Genomic DNA, 15635 nt, shown 5'->3' on the forward strand with positions numbered 1-15635 from the left:
GTGCGAAACTGCACTCATGGCTAAGAAAAAACACGAAGATACACGCGAACATTTACTAGCAGTGGGGGAATCCGTACTGCGCGGCAAGGGCTTTACTGCGGTTGGTTTGGCAGAGATTCTGGCTACGGCAGAAGTACCTAAGGGTTCGTTCTATCATTATTTCCCTTCAAAAGAACACTTTGGCTGCGCGGTGTTAGAGCGTTATTTCTCGCTTTATCAGCTGCAGATGCAGGCTTTAGAAGCAGAGTACGATTGCGGTAGCGAGCGGCTGATGCATTACTGGCAGGGCTGGTTAATGAGCCAAGGTGCTTGCCATTCTGCTAATCAGTGTATGGTGGTTAAGCTCTCCGCCGAAGTGGCTGATTTATCTGAGCCAATGCGGGAAGTCTTTAAGCAGGGCACAAGCGATGTGATCGATCGGCTAGCAAGCTGGCTGGATGAGCCGCGCTGCGATGGTGCTTTGTCCCCTGATATGGATGCTCAATCTATTGCATTGATGCTTTACCAAATGTGGCTGGGTGCAAGCTTATTAACCAAGATTCGCCAGGATAGCAGTGCGCTAGATACAGCAATGCAGACGACTTGCCATCTATTAGGCGTGAAGTAAAAGGAAATCATATGTTTCTTGGTTGGATTGCTTTATTAATTTCTTTTATTTCGATATTTTTTTATTTTACGGGTATTGTTTTATCTGTTAATTCTAGTGTGGGGAATTCTGACAATAGTGAATTTTTAATATTCTCACTAATATTTTTTATTACTTCTATATGTGCTTTCTTTTCTGATTATGAGAAAAATAAAAAAATAAAAATGGAGCTAGCTATTTCTTTTGCAATTGAGCAAGGAAATGTTGTGCATTTATTAAGAGCGCTGGATACCTATAAGTCTTCAAGGTTTTTTGATAAAACCATGCTGATTAAGTTTCGTTTTCAGGCTGAGGAAGCGGGTCAGGAGCGGCAAGTGAAAATATTTAGTGAATTGATTCAAAGTATTGGTCTGTAATTTCTATGCGCTAATAAGTAGTCAGACTTGTGTTCTGTTTTTCTGGCGCTTCATTTCAAGGTAGCATGATGTGTTAACTAATAAATCGGCAGCAATGCCGTTTTTTTGAACTATCAACTAGACGACTGGTCTATTTCTAACGATTCAAAAAGGATACTCAATGTTGCAATTCGAATTCTATAACCCCGTTAAAATCGTTTTTGGCGAAGGCCAGATTGCTAAGCTGGCGATGCTGGTGCCTGCAAATGCCCGCGTGCTGGTGCTCTACGGCGGCGGCAGTATTAAAAACAACGGCACTTACACCGAAGTGATGGATGCTTTAAAAAACCACAGTGTTGCAGAGTTCTCTGGCATTGAAGCCAACCCAACTTATGAAACCATGATGAAGGCCGTCGCACAGATTAAGGCGGAGAAAATCGACTTTCTGCTGGCTGTTGGTGGTGGTTCGGTGATTGACGGCACTAAATTTGCCGCCGCCGCTGCGCTGTATGAAGGCGAGCCTTGGGATATCTTTAGTACGGGTGGCCAACATATTAAAGCGGCCCTGCCTTTGGGCGCGGTGCTGACTTTGCCAGCGACCGGCTCAGAAATGAATAACGGCTCGGTGATTACCCGTAGCGAAACCAAAACCAAGCTGCCGTTTATGAATGGCCATGTGTTCCCACAGTTTGCCGTACTTGATCCAACTAAAACCTACAGCCTACCAGCGCGCCAAATTGCCAATGGTGCAGTGGATGCCTTTGTGCACGTGGTTGAGCAATATCTAACTTATCCAGTTAACGCCCCTGTGCAGGATCGCTTTGCTGAAAGCCTATTGCAAACCTTGATCGAAACCGGCCCGCAAGCGCTGGCAACGCCGACAGATTATGCCGTGCGGGCTAATTTAATGTGGGCCGCTACCATGGCGCTTAATGGCCTGATCGGTGCAGGTGTGCCGCAAGACTGGGCCACTCATTTACTTGGCCATGAGCTGACGGCTCTTTACCACATCGACCATGCGCAAACGTTGGCAATTATTCTGCCATCTATGCTGAATGTGCGCCGTGCTGCGAAGCGTGAAAAATTGCTGCAATACGCTGAGCGTGTATGGGGCATTAAAGAAGGCTCAGAAGACGCACGTATCGATGCTGCCATTGCTAAAACCCGTGATTTCTTTGAAGCAATGGGCGTTAAAACGCGGATGCGTGATTACGGCTTAGACGTCAGCGCTATTCATACCGTGCTGGAGCAGCTAAAAGCGCACGGCATGGTGGCGCTGGGCGAGCGTGGCGATGTGGATTTAGCCACCAGCAAGCTGGTATTAGAAGGCAGCTACTAAGATGCCAGCTGCGCTGATTTTGCATCACTACCAAGCGTCGCCGTACTCAGAAAAAGTGCGCGCTTATTTGGGCTACAAGCAGCTGGCATGGCAATCCGTCTTGATGCCGCCCGTTTTGCCTAAGCCCGATTTAATGGCGCTGACCGGAGGCTACCGGCGCGCGCCGGTGCTGCAAATCGGCGCAGATATTTACTGCGATTCGGCCCTCATTATTACCGAGCTAGAGCAACGCTACCCAGAGCGAGCGCTTGCCAGCGGCCCATTGGCAGCACAAGCCGCATTGCTGGGAAGGCTATTTGATGTGGATGTGTTTTGGCGCGCTGCCCGTTATCTGATGGCAGGCCGCTTGGAGCATATTCCACAAGCCTTGCTGGATGATCGCATCGCCATGCATCCGCAGCTGCCTTTGCAAAAAGCGCAATTACTGGCCGATCAGCCGCAACTAGCCATTCAGCTCAGCGCGCTGATTCAAAGCATCGATCAGGCACTGGCAGGAGCGGATTACCTCGGTGGCAGCAGCCCATGTGCAGGTGATTTTGCCGTTTACCACACGCTGTGGTTTTTGCAGGGCGCGGGTGCCTTGGCGGTACTTGCTGCGGATTGCTCTGCATTAAGTGCGTGGATGGCTAGAGTAGCGGCGTTTACGACGGTGGAAAGCAGCAGCATCAATGCAGAAGCCGCCCATGCCCTTGCCAAAAACACTAAACCACAGGCGCTACCCACTATGCAGGATGGCTTATTTAAACGTGGCCAGCCTGTGATGGTGCAGCCGGAAGGCTATCCGCAGGAATCTGTGGCGGGTGAGCTTATGTATCTGGATCAAGAAAAAATAGTATTAGCTCGTCAAAGCGCTGCGTGTGGTGTGCTGCACGTGCATTTCCCGCGCATGGATTATGAAATTCGCGCAGTTTAATTTTTGGAGCATTCTTAATGTCATCAACAAAAAACCGCCGTATTGTTTTAGCTAGCCGCCCACATGGGGCACCGCTGCCTGTTGATTTTCGCTTGGAAGAACAAGCGATTCCTAGCTTTGCTAGTGGTGAAGTTCTACTACGCACGCTGTATTTGTCGCTTGATCCCTATATGCGTGGCCGTATGAGCGATGCGCCTTCTTATGCTGCGCCAGTTGAAATCAATGGCGTCATGGTCGGCGGCACGGTGAGCCAAGTGGCCGCCTCGCAGCACGCTGATTATGCCGTGGGTGATTTGGTAGTGAACTTTGGTGGCTGGCAGGATTACAGCGTGTCAGATGGCACGGGCCTGCAAAAGCTAGGCGCAATGGCCTCGCCTTCACATGCGCTGGGTGTATTGGGTATGCCAGGCTTTACTGCCTATATGGGCTTGCTGGAAATTGGCCAACCTAAGGCAGGCGAAACCGTGGTGGTGGCCGCTGCAACGGGGGCTGTTGGTGCAATTGTTGGGCAAATCGCCAAAATCAAAGGCTGCCGCGTGGTTGGTATTGCCGGTGGTGCTGAAAAATGTGCTTATGCCGTGCAAGAGCTGGGCTTTGACGCGTGTATCGATCACCGCGCCCTCGATCTTGCCGAGCAACTGGCAAAGGCCTGCCCAAAAGGCATTGATGTGTATTACGAAAATGTCGGCGGGGCGGTATTTGATGCCGTGTTGCCGCTATTAAACACCGCCGCCCGCGTACCGCTCTGTGGCCTGATCTCGCAATACAACGCCACCAGCCTGCCTGCTGGGCCAGATCGCTTATCTATGCTGATGGGCACGCTGCTGAAAAAACGTATTCGCATGCAGGGCTTTATTATCTGGGACGATTTTGGCCATCGCTACGGCGAGTTTTTTGCCGCCATGAGCCAGTGGATTACCGAGGGCAAAATAAAATACCGTGAAGACATCGTGCAAGGGCTAGAAAACGCCCCACAGGCTTTTATGGGTTTGCTAGAAGGCAAAAATGCCGGGAAGTTGGTGGTGAAGGTGGCTGAGTAAGGGGCTTTTTTAGAATATTTTCCCGTTTTTGAAACATCGTCATTCCCGCATGCCTTTGGTGGGAATCCAGCTACGCTACTGGATCCCCGACTACAACACTCGGGGATGACGGTTTTGCGTTGATAAATCATTTCGGGAAGTTGTTTCGAGCCTTATCCTGTGTTTGATTTTTATAGCTAATAACTAAGGAAACCTTATGTCTGCAGATAAACTATTTACCCCGATAACCATCGGCAAAACCACACTGGCTAACCGTATGGTGATGGCCCCGCTGACCCGCTCACGGGCTAGCCAGCCTGGCGATGTACCCACTGAAATGAACGCTATTTATTACGCTCAGCGCGCCAGCGCGGGGCTGATTATCTCCGAAGCAACCAATATCACTAATCAAGGCAAGGGCTATTCCTTAACGCCTGGTATCTATACCGATGCGCAAGAAGCGGGCTGGAAAAACGTTGTGGCTGCGGTGCACGCCAAGGGTGGAAAAATGGCATTGCAGCTCTGGCATGTGGGGCGGATTTCTAACCGCGCCTTACAAGAAAACGGCGTAGCGCCGGTGGCTCCTTCTGCCATTCAGGCCGTAAAGTCGACTAGCTTTGTGATTTTGCCAGATGGCACGCCAACCCGCGCGCCTTGCGATGCACCACGTGCGCTAGAAACCGCCGAGTTGCCAGGCATTGTGGCCGATTATGTGGCAGCGGCAGAGCGTGCGATGCGAGCAGGTTTTGACTTTGTTGAAATCCACGCTGCCAATGGCTATTTATTGCAGCAATTTATGGCGACGGGCAGCAATAAGCGCAGCGATCAGTACGGCGGCAATATGGAAAACCGTGCCCGCTTAGTGCTAGAAGTGGTAGAAGCCGTGGTGGCAAAAGTGGGCGCAGATAAAGTGGGTATCCGCCTCTCGCCGAACTTTGTAGCGCACGATATTATTGACGACGAGGCAGAGGCCATGGCGATGTATCTGGCGGCAGAATTTAGCCGCATCGGCGTAGCCTATCTGCATATTGCTGAGCCAGATTGGGCTGGTGGCCAGCCATTAAGCGATACTTTCCGTGCGGATTTGCGCCAGCAATTTAAAGGCGTTTTGATGACTTGCGGTGGCTATAACGCAGAAACCGCCGAAGCACGACTCGCCTCAGGCACCGTCGACGCCATTGCCTTTGGCCGCCCCTTTATTGCCAACGCAGATTTAGTCGCTCGTTATCAGCAGGGCGCAGCATTGAATACCCCAGATCAAGCCACATTCTATGGTGGGGCAGAGGCGGGTTACACCGATTACCCAACTTTGGTGGCGTAACGGATAGTAAGTAAGACAACAGCCAAGCACGAAGGCCCCTGACTGCAGATCGTCGGCGGCAGGCGGGCTTGGCTCTATCCTTGCTCCGGCATGCTTCAAGGGGCGCTTTAAGCCCTGTGCCATGAGTGGCGGAAAAAAACGGCTCAATTTAACGCCTGTTTTTCTCCGCGTTCTCTGTGGTTCAAAATTTGGGTTTTTTAGCGCCAAGCCCCCTTATTTCATCGCCAAAATACCTTGGCTGTGTTGCTGATTCAGGGCGTTGAGTTTGAGGGTTGGGTCACCGCTGGCTAGCATGCTTTCTGGCGCGCCTATCATATTGCCGTTGGCATCGAATAGCTTCATCAGGGCGGCCATATTGCTGGCGGTGATTTGGGCTGATGCGGCTAGTGGTGCATCGGATGGCAGTTGCAATTGCATTGGCTCTATCGTATTGAATACACCGCGTTTTTCCGCCTCGGTAAAGGCTGACATGGTTTGCACTAGGTTGACCACGCTGCTGCGTAAATCAGGCAGGGTCGCTAGTGGGGTAGATTTATCGGTAGCAAACCACACATCGGCTGCGGCGCGGCTTATGCCATCATTGGTTTCATAGCTGGATTTCAGGCCAATAAAGTTGCCGTTGTCTTTCTCTGCGCTTTGGCTGGCCCTAACGCCTATCTTGCTGATATCCAGCGAGATCAGTGTTTTAAGTTCTTCGGCTTGGCTAAAGCCATCGGCATTTTCATCAATCCATACTTTTAGTTCATGGAAATCTGCATCAAATTGATCCAGCTGGCCGTTGTGATCGCTATCTAGTTCGGCCAGTGCGGCATAGCCATCGGCGGCCTTGTTGCCATTAGCCATAAGGGTGGATGTGCCAAATAATTCTTTACCATCATTGATGATGCCATCGTGGTTTCTATCCAGCACTAGCAAGCCATCGCCTTGGCCTACCCAGCCGGTTTTAATCTTATTGCCATCGCCCAGCAAATCAAATTGTGTGCCGTTTTCTAGGCTAAGCGTGCGAACGCCATTGCCATCCAAATCAAGAATGATAGGGCTAGATGCGGCTAAGAATGGCGTTTGTGCGGTGGTAAAGGCCGCTTGTTGAGCGGCAGTGAGCGCCATCACTTGGGCGGAGCTGATTGCCTGTACTTGGCTGGTGGTGAGGCTTTGAATTTGCGTGGTGGTAAAGCTTGGAATCTGCGATGTGCTTAAGGCCGTAATGCCGCTGCTTCTTATGACGGCTAAATCGCTGGTTTCTATCGCCGCTAGATTAGCGCCGGATAGCGCTTGTAGCTGGCTATTGGTCAGCACTGCAGCTTGGGCGGTGGTGAAGGCGACGACTTGATCGGAGGATAAGGCGGCAATCGCACTGGTATTGATTGCGGCAAAATCGGTGGTTTCGAAGGCGGCGATTTGGCTGGTGGAGAGCGCGGCCATTTGGCTGGCGTTAATCACCGCAGCTTGAGCGGAAGTTAAGGCAAGGATTTGTGTGGTGGTAAAGCCCGTAGCTAGGCTGGCAGAGTTAAGCACTGCCACTTGATTGGTATTTAAGCTAGCCACTTGATTATTGCTTAGGGCATTGAGCTGGCTGCTAGAAAACACCGCCACCGCCGTGGTATTTAAGGCGGCAAGATCGCTGGTTTCAAAGGCGGCGACTTGCCTTGTTGAAAGCCCTGCCACTTGGTTGGCGCTGAGCGATCCGGCTTGGGCCGAGGTCAGCGCAATAATTTGCTCGGTAGTAAAGCCGGTTGCCATGCTGGCGGCGGTTAACGATGAAATCTGGCTGGTGCTAAGGCTCGCAATTTGGGCCGTGCCCATCGCGTTGATTTGGGCCGAGCTAAGCGCTGCAATGCCGCTGGTTTTTAGGACGGCAATATCTGCTACCACCATGCCCGCTAGGCTGCTGGGTAGCAGCGCGGCAATTTGGCTCGCGCTTAGGCTGGCGGCTTGGTTTTCGGTCAGTGCGGCAACTTGGGTAGAGTTGAGCACGGCTATGCCCGCTGTTTTGATGGCGGCTAAATCTGCGGTTTCTAGGGCGGCCATATTGCTAGCAGAAAGCACCGATAGCTGTGCGGTGGTGAGTGCTGCAGCTTGCTTGGTGGTGAGGGCGATGACTTGCTCGGCACTCAGGGCATTGGCAATGGCGGCGGTGCTGAGTGCGGCAATTTGGCTGCTGCTCATGCTGGCAATGTGTTCAGCCGTTAATACCGCGACTTGTGCAGTGTTGAGTGCGGCAATTGTGTTGGTCTTAAAGGCAAGTAAATCGCTGGTTTCAAGCACGGCGATATTATCAGCGCTTAGCCCGCTAATTTGGCTACTACTCAGGCTGGCGGCTTGTGCTGTGGTCATTGCAATGGTTTGGTCGGCAGTCAGTACATTAATTTGAGCGGTGGATAAGCCAGCAAGCGCGCTGGTTTTAATGGCTGCAAAATCAATCGCCTCTAACGCGGCAATGCTGCTGGTACTGAGCGCGGCAATTTGGCTACTGAGCAAGGCGGCGGCTTGTGCTGTGGTGAGGGCAATGATTTGATCGGCGCTTAAGTTTGCCACGCCGCTGGTATTGAGTGCGCTGATTTGCTTGCTGCTTAGGCTGGCAATCTGATCTGGGCTAAGGGCGGCAAGCTGCTCGGTGGATAAGATGGCAATTGCGTTGGTTTTGATCGCGGCTAAATCACTGGTTTCTAGGGCTGCCATATTGCTGGCGGATAGTACCGCAATTTGCGCGGTACTGAGCGCGGCGGTTTGGGTGGATGTTAGCGCAATCACTTGCTCTGCGCTCAGGGCATTGGCAATGGCCGAGGTGCTTAATGCGGCAATCTGATAGCTCGTCAGGCTGGCGATTTGCACCGCGTTGAGCGCAGCCACTTGGGCGGTATTGAGTGCCGCAATGGCGCTGCTGGTGATGGCGATTAAATCGGTGGTTTCTATAACCGCCATATTTGTAGCCGTTAGCGCGGCAAGTTGGCTGCTGCTTAAAGTAGCGGCTTGCTGTGTGGTGAGGGCAATGGTTTGCGCTGCCGTGAGTGCTTTTATCTGGCTGGTGGATAAAACAGTAATAGAGCTGGTACTCAGTGCTGAAAAATCGCTGGCTTCTAGCGCGGCAATGCTGCTGGTAGAAAACGCGCTTATTTGATCTGTGCTGAGTGCGGCGACTTGTAGTGACGTTAGCGCGATAATCTGGCTAGCACTGAGGCCGCTGGCAATCACCGTGGTGCTTAAGGCTACAATCTGATTGCTACTCAGGCTGGCTATTTGCGCCGCCGTTAAGGCCACACTTTGAGTGCTGCTTAATGCGGCAATGGCGCTGCTGCTCAGTGCGAGCAGATCGCTGGTTTCTAGCGCGGTGATATTGCTGGCGCTAAGCGCGGCCAGCTGGCTGCTGCTTAAAGCTGCTGCTTGCTGTGTGGTCAGGGCGCTGGTTTGCTCTGCCGTTAGGGCATTGATTTGACTGGTGGATAAAATGGCAATTGCGCTGGTTTTTAGCGCAGCAAAATCCACCGCTTCAATGGCGGCAATGCTGGTGGTGGAAAGCGCGGCAATTTGATTGGTGCTGAGCGCGGCAATTTGCTTGCTGGTGAGTGCCACGATTTGATCGGGCGTTAAACCGTTGGCGATGGCCGAGGTGCTCAGGGCAATAATCTGCTGGGTGCTCAGGCTGGCGATTTGCTCTGCACTGAGCGCTGCAACTTGTGCGGTGTTTAAGGCCGCAATCGCGCTGGTTTTAATCACAATCAGATCACTGGTTTCTAGCGCGGCGATATTACTGGCGCTCAGCGCGGCAAGCTGGCTACTGCTTAAGCTGGCCGCTTGCAGCGTGGTCAAGGCAATGGTTTGCTCAGCAGTGAGTGCACCAATCTGCACGCTACTTAGCGCGGCAATGGCATAGGTTTTAAGCGCGGCAAAGTCTTCTATTTCTAGTGCGGCAACTGCGCTACTGCTTAAGGCGGCAACTTGCGTGCTGCTTAGCGATGCCGCTTGCGTGGTGGTGAGTGCCACCACCTGATCGGCGCTTAAATGGGCGAAGCTATTGCTGCTTAAGGCCGATAGTTGTTTGGTGCTGAGGCTGGCAATTTGCTCCTGAGTGAGCGCTGCCACTTGATTGCTACTCAATACGGCCATCGCCGTGGTTTTAAGCGTGGCTAAATCAGCGGTTTCCATGGCGGCAATGCCGGTTGTTGATAATGCGGCAATCTGGCTGGTGGTGAGTGCTGAAGCTTGGTTGGTGCTCAGCGCAATCACTTGAGCCGCGCTTAAATTGGCAACTGCGCTGCTGTTTAATGCTGCAATTTGCATACTGCTTAGTTTGGATATTTGGTTTGCCGTGAGCGAGCCCACCTGCGTGCTTGATAAGGCGGCAATGGCGCTCGTGCTGATAAATGCAAGCGTACTGGTTTCTAGCCCGCCGATGGTGTTTTCAGAAAGGGCGGCAATTTGGGCAATAGAAAACGCAGCGACTTGGCTGGATGTTAGCGCCATCACTTGATTAATGGTTAAGCCATTGGCCAGCGCATCCGTTGTAAGCGCCGCAATCTGCTTGGTGCTGAGCGCCGTAATTTGGCTAGTGGACATCGCGGCAAGGGTGCTGGTGCTGAGCGCCGCCAAGTCTGTGGTTTCTAGCGCGGCAATCTGGCTGCTGCTGAGAGCCACAATCTGCACGCCGGTAAGCGCGGCTGCTTGGCTGGTGGTAAGGGCGATCACCTTATCACTACCCAAACTGGCAAGGGCTTGGGTGTTTAGATTAGCAATTTGGCTAGTGCCTAAGCTAGCAAATTGCTCTGTGCTTAATGCGCTGACTTGGCTGCTAGAAAGCACCGCAATGGCGCTACTGCTTATTGCCGCTAAATCACTGGTTTCTAGCGCGGCCATTTGCTGGGTATTTAAGGCCTGAGCTTGGCTGGCGGTAAGCGCCGCAGTTTGGGCAGCGCTTAATGCCACAATTTGGCTGCTGCTTAAGCTGTTTATTTGGCTACTGAGTAAGGCGCTGATTTGGGCCGTGCTGAGCGCCGCAATTTGATTGCTAGATAGCACAACCAAGGTAGCCGTGTTTAGCGCGGCGATATCACGGGTTTCTAGCGCGGCAATCAGGCTGGTGGAAAGCGCCGTGATTTGCGTGGTGCTTAACAGCGCGGCCTGAGCGGTAGTCAGTGCAGCAATCTGCGCACTGCTGAAGCTGGCCATTCCTGTGCTGCTTAAAACCACAGTCTGCTTCGTTGTTAGATTGTTGATTTGATCTGTGCTTAGGGCTTGCAGCTGATTGCTGCTTAGGGTAGCAATCACGCTGGTTTTAAGCTCGGCCAGATCGCTGGTTTCAAAAGCAGCAATTTGACTGGTGGATAGTACGGCAACTTGAGCCGTGCTTAATGCCGCGGCTTGGTTTGAAGTCAGTGCGGCAATTTGCGTAGTGCTTAGCCCTGCGGCTAGGGCGCTGGTATTGAGCGCCGCAATTTGCTTGCTCGTTAAATTAGCAATCTGATCGGTACTGAGCGCGCTCAGCTGGCTGCTAGATATTGCGGCGCTGGCAGTGACCGATAGCGCGGCTAAATCTGCGGTTTCCATAGCCTGCAATTGCGTGCTGGATAAGGCGCTTATTTGCGTGCTGCTTAGCACCGCCGCCTGTGCCGAGGTTAGCGCCAGCATTTGTGCCGTGCTGAGTACCGCGGCTTGGCTCGTTGATAAGCTGGCAATGGCGGCATTACTAAGCGCCGCAATATCGGTGGTTTCTATGGCGCTAATTTGCAAGGTGGATAGCGCTGCAATCTGTGCGGTATTCAGTGCGCTGGCTTGGGCGGAGCTTAAGGCGCTGATTTTATCGCTACTGAGGCTGGCGATGGCATTGGTATTGAGCGCGGCAATTTGGCTGCTGCTTAGGCTAACTTGCTGTGTGGTAGATAGCGCATTGAGCTGAGTGCTAGACAGCACGGCCATTCCCGCCGCTTGAATGGCCGCTAAATCCGTGGTTTCCATCGCGGCCAGTTGGGCACTAGAAAGCGCCGCTACTTGGCGAGTATTGAGCGCTGCCGCTTGTACGGAGGTCAGCGCAATGATTTGGTTGCTAGAAAGAGCGGCTATTTGATTGCTAGATAAGCTGGCAATGGCCGCCGCCGTAAGTACGGCTAAATCGCGCGTTTCCATTGCCGCAATATTGCTGCTTGAAATCACCGCCAGCTGGGCGGCGCTCAAGGCCGCTACTTGGCTAGTGCTCAGTGCCACAATTTGATCGCTGCTTAAACCCGTAGCAAGGGCCGCAGTATTTAAGGCCGCAATTTGGCTGCTGGCTAGATTGCTGATCTGATCGGTATTGAGTGCACTAAGCTGGCTGGCAGATAAGGCCGCAATGCTGGCGGCTTTAAGCGCTGCCAAATCGATGGTTTCCATTGCGGCTAAATTGCTGCTGGATAATGCCGCCACTTGGGCGCTGCTTAAAGCCGCAGCTTGGCTACTCGTAAGGGCTACAACTTGGCTGCTGCTCAATCCATTGGCGATATTTGCGGTGGTGATGGCTGCAATTTGGCTGCTGCTTAGATTGGCTATTTGATCGGTGCTAAGTGCGGCTACTTGCGCGGTATTTAAGGCGGCAATGGCACTGGTTTTAAGTACGGCTAAATCGCGGGTTTCCATTACGGCTAAATGAGCGGCGCTAAGAGCTGCGATTTGGGCGCTGCTTAAAGTGGCCGCTTGGCTAGTTGTTAATGCCACAACTTGGTTGCTGTTTAGGCCATTGGCGATATTGGCGGTGCTTAAGGCTGCAATCTGGTTGGTGCTTAGGTTAGCAATTTGATTACTGCTCAGGGCCGCCACTTGGGCGGAGCTTAGAGCAGCAATAGCGCTGGTTTTTAACACGGCTAAGTCTGATGTTTCTAAAGCCGCAATACTACTGCTCGTCAGGGCTGCCACTTGGGTGGAGCTGAGCGCTGCGGCTTGCAGAGTAGTCAGTGCCACGGCTTGATCTGAGCTCAGTGCCCCTATTTGCTTAGTCGATAATCCGGCAATCGCGCTGGTTTTAAGTGCGGCAAAATCAGCGGTTTCCATTGCTGCTAGATTGCTGGTGGATAGCGCTGCCACTTGCGCAGTAGAAAGCGTAGCCGCTTGGGCTGTTGTAAGCGCCACCACTTGGCTACTGTTCAGCCCATTGGCGATATTTGCCGTACTTAGGGCGGTAATTTGGTTGCTACTTAAATTGGCGATTTGATCGGTGGTCAGCGCCGCAAATTGGGCCGTATTTAAAGCGGCAATGGCACTGGTTTTAAGCGCCACTAAATCGCCGGTTTCCATGGCGGCTAAATTAGCGGCGGTGAGCGCAGCGATTTGGGCACTACTCAAAGTAGCCGCTTGGGCTGTTGTGAGCGCCACAACTTGGCTACTGTTCAGCCCATTAGCGATATTTGCCGTACTTAGGGCGGCAATTTGGTTGCTACTTAAATTGGCGATTTGATCGGTGGTTAGCGCCGCAAATTGGGCCGTATTAAAAGCGGCAATGGCACTGGTTTTAAGCGCCACAAGATCGCGGGTTTCTAGCGCAGCGATATTACTAGAGGATAGCGCTGCCACTTGGGCGGTAGAAAGCGTTGCCGCTTGGGCGCTTGTAAGCGCCACAACTTGGCTACTATTTAACCCATTAGCAATATTTGCCGTGCTTAGGGCGGCAATTTGGTTGCTACTTAAATTGGCGATTTGATCGGTGGTCAGCGCCGCAAATTGGGCCGTATTTAAAGCAGCAATAGCACTGGTTTTAAGCGCGATTAAATCACGGGTTTCCAGTGCCGCAATATTTGCTGTGGAAAGTGCCGCAACTTGTGCGCTGCTTAAAGTAGCCGCTTGGATGGTGGTAAGCGCCACAACTTGGCTACTGCTTAAGCCATTGGCGATGGCCGAGGTATTTAATGCGGCAATCTGTTGGCTGCTTAGATTGGCGATCTGATTACTGCCCAAGGCCGCGATTTGTGCGCTGTTTAACACCGCAATGGCGCTGGTTTTTAATACGCTTAAATCGCTGGTTTCTAAAGTGGCCATCTGGCTGGTGGAGAGCGCTGTCACTTGCGTGGAAGACAGTGCCGCTGCCTGAGCCGTTGTCAGTGCAATGATTTGTTCCGTGGTGAGCGCTTGCATTTGGCTAGTGGAGAGCGCAGCCAGTGCATTGCTATTTAATGCCGCAAAATCAGCGGTTTCTAGCGCGGCCAAATTGCTAGTGGATAATGCGGCGAGCTGGGCGCTGCTTAACACGGCCACTTGGGCAGAGGTCAGCGCAACAACCTGGCTACTGTTTAGGCCGTAGGCGATATCGTTAGTGCTTAATGATGCAATTTGGCTGGTCGTTAGGCTGGCAATTTGGGCGGTGGTCAGCGCGCCAATTTGGCTGCTGCTTAAAGCTGCAATCACGCTGGTTTTCAGCGCCACTAAATCACGGGTTTCCATGGCTGCCAAGTTAGCCGTGGATAAAGCCGCTAGCCAAGTGCTGCTGAGTGCCGCAGCTTGGCTCGTTGTGAGCGCCACAATCTGATTGCTGTTTAGGGCGCTGCTGATACTTGCGGTGCTTAAAGCCAGAATCTGGTTGCTTGTTAGGCTGCTGATTTGGCTACTGCTGATGGCGGCCACTTGGGCCGAGTTTAAAGCCGCAATGGCGCTGGTTTTAAGCACGACTAAATCACTGCTTTCTAACGCTGCAATACTGCTCGTTGATAATGCGGCTACTTGGCTTGAGCTGAGTGCTGCCGCCTGCTGGGTGGTGAGTGCCACAACTTGGCTGGTGTTTAAGCTGGCGATGTTTTCTGTACCAATGCTGCTGATTTGGCTACTTGTTAGCGCGGCAATTTGGCTGCTGCTGATGGCGCTAAGCTGCGCTGTGCTTAATGCTGCAATGGCGCTGGTTTTTAGAGCGATTAAATCGGCGGTTTCTAGCGCGGCAATATTACTAGTGGATAGCGCCGCCACTTGGCTGGATGTGAGTGCGCTGGCTTGGCTGGTACTTAAAGCAACGGTTTGGGCGCTACTTAATGCTTGAATCTGGCTGCTGCTTAATGCCGCAATGGCGCTGGTTTTTAGTGCTGCAAAATCGGTGGTTTCTAGTGCGGCAATATTGCTCGTTGATAATGCGGCTACTTGGGTAGAACTGAGTGCCGCGGCTTGCTGGCTGCTGAGGGCCACAACTTGATTACTATTTAGCCCGCTGGCCAGGCTGGTGGTGCTGAGCGCCGCAATTTGTAAGGTGCTTAGGCTGGCGATTTGCTGGGTGCTGAGCGTATTGATTTGATCGCTCGCTAAGGCGGCAATTACGCTGGTTTTGAGCACAACTAAATCATCGGTTTCTAATGCCTGTAATTGGCTGCTAGATAGTGCTGCAACTTGGGATGAGGTAAGCGCTGCGGCTTGGCTCGTGCTAAGTGCAATGATTTGGCTGCTGCTTAGTGCATTGATTTGCTGGCTAGATAAGGCGGCAATCGCGCTGGTTTTTAAGGCAGCAAAATCTGTGCTGCTGAATGCGGCAAGCTGTGCCGTTGTCATTGCCGCCAGTTGCAAGCTTGTAAGGGCTGCGGCTTGGCTGCTGCTTAAGGCGGCAATTTGGCTGCTGCTTAACGCATTAATTTGCGTACTGGATAATGCCGCAATAACGCTGGTTTTGAGTACGGCAAAGTCGGTGGTTTCTAGAGTGGCCAGTTGGCTGCTGGATAGAGATTGCAGTTGAGCAATACTCAGCGCCGCAGCTTGATAGGAGGTCAGCGCAATCAATTGGCTGCTGTTTAAAGCGCTAAATTGTTTGGTATTTAGGCTGCTGATCGCTGCGGTGCTAAGCGCAGCTAAATCGCTGCTTTCTAGTGCGGCGATTTGTAGTGTTGTTAGTGAAGCTAATTGCGCCGTGCTTAATGCTGCGGCTTGAGTGCTACTTAGCGCCGCGATTTGATCAGTAGTAAAGCCTTGGCTAATTTGTGTGCTGTTTAATGCGGCAATTTGCCGGGTGCTTAATTGAGCTAATTGGATAGTTGTAAGAGTAGCAATCGCAGCCGTATTCACACTGGCCATTTGGGCCGTGGTTAATTCTGCGATTTGGCGGGTGGTCATGCCAGTAAATACGCTCATCATGCG

At 52.2% G+C, this 15635-nt stretch carries 7 protein-coding genes; 6 read left to right on the plus strand and 1 reads right to left on the minus strand.

The annotated features are described in order from the left end of the window. Positions 1-16: 16 nt before the first annotated feature. The 6 genes from R6242_RS00330 (at position 17) to R6242_RS00355 (ending at position 5573) form a co-directional block, all read left to right on the plus strand. The gene (locus tag R6242_RS00330; protein WP_318422566.1) at positions 17-607 is read left to right on the plus strand and encodes a TetR/AcrR family transcriptional regulator; all 591 of its coding nucleotides are present in this window, start codon (positions 17-19) and stop codon (positions 605-607) included. An 11-nt stretch (positions 608-618) separates the two neighbouring features. Next, entirely contained in the window at positions 619-1002 is a 384-nt protein-coding gene (locus R6242_RS00335) for a hypothetical protein (protein WP_318422569.1), read from the plus strand. Positions 1003-1162: 160 nt separating this feature from the next. Then, positions 1163-2320 carry an iron-containing alcohol dehydrogenase gene (locus R6242_RS00340; RefSeq protein WP_318422572.1) on the plus strand — a complete coding sequence of 386 codons (1158 nt, stop codon included), beginning with the start codon at positions 1163-1165 and terminating at the stop codon, positions 2318-2320. A gap of 1 nt (position 2321) precedes the next feature. Continuing rightward, positions 2322-3233, plus strand: a complete 912-nt coding sequence (locus R6242_RS00345; RefSeq protein ID WP_318422574.1) for a glutathione S-transferase — start codon at positions 2322-2324, stop codon at positions 3231-3233. Positions 3234-3250: 17 nt separating this feature from the next. Then, the gene (locus R6242_RS00350; protein WP_318422577.1) at positions 3251-4273 is read left to right on the plus strand and encodes an NADP-dependent oxidoreductase; all 1023 of its coding nucleotides are present in this window, start codon (positions 3251-3253) and stop codon (positions 4271-4273) included. Between the two features lie 196 nt (positions 4274-4469). Further along, on the plus strand, positions 4470-5573 hold the full coding sequence (locus tag R6242_RS00355; RefSeq protein WP_318422580.1) for an alkene reductase: 1104 nt from the start codon (positions 4470-4472) through the stop codon (positions 5571-5573). A 213-nt stretch (positions 5574-5786) separates the two neighbouring features. On the opposite strand, the gene R6242_RS00360 is transcribed toward R6242_RS00355, so the two are convergent. Next, on the minus strand, positions 5787-15632 hold the full coding sequence (locus tag R6242_RS00360; protein WP_318422583.1) for a heme utilization protein: 9846 nt from the start codon (positions 15630-15632) through the stop codon (positions 5787-5789). Positions 15633-15635: the final 3 nt, after the last annotated feature.

Origin of the sequence: Iodobacter sp. CM08, from assembly GCF_033446605.1 — a bacterium.
In the GTDB taxonomy this organism is placed as follows: domain Bacteria; phylum Pseudomonadota; class Gammaproteobacteria; order Burkholderiales; family Chitinibacteraceae; genus Iodobacter.

Excerpts from the sequence above, each read along its gene's own strand:
- R6242_RS00345 (WP_318422574.1), top strand. The coding sequence starts at position 2,322 with ATGCCAGCTGCGCTGATTTTGCATCACTACCAAGCGTCGCCGTACTCA.
- R6242_RS00350 (WP_318422577.1), top strand. The coding sequence starts at position 3,251 with ATGTCATCAACAAAAAACCGCCGTATTGTTTTAGCTAGCCGCCCACAT.
- R6242_RS00360 (WP_318422583.1), bottom strand. The coding sequence starts at position 15,632 with ATGATGAGCGTATTTACTGGCATGACCACCCGCCAAATCGCAGAATTA.
- R6242_RS00335 (WP_318422569.1), top strand. The coding sequence starts at position 619 with ATGTTTCTTGGTTGGATTGCTTTATTAATTTCTTTTATTTCGATATTT.
- R6242_RS00340 (WP_318422572.1), top strand. The coding sequence starts at position 1,163 with ATGTTGCAATTCGAATTCTATAACCCCGTTAAAATCGTTTTTGGCGAA.
- R6242_RS00355 (WP_318422580.1), top strand. The coding sequence starts at position 4,470 with ATGTCTGCAGATAAACTATTTACCCCGATAACCATCGGCAAAACCACA.
- R6242_RS00330 (WP_318422566.1), top strand. The coding sequence starts at position 17 with ATGGCTAAGAAAAAACACGAAGATACACGCGAACATTTACTAGCAGTG.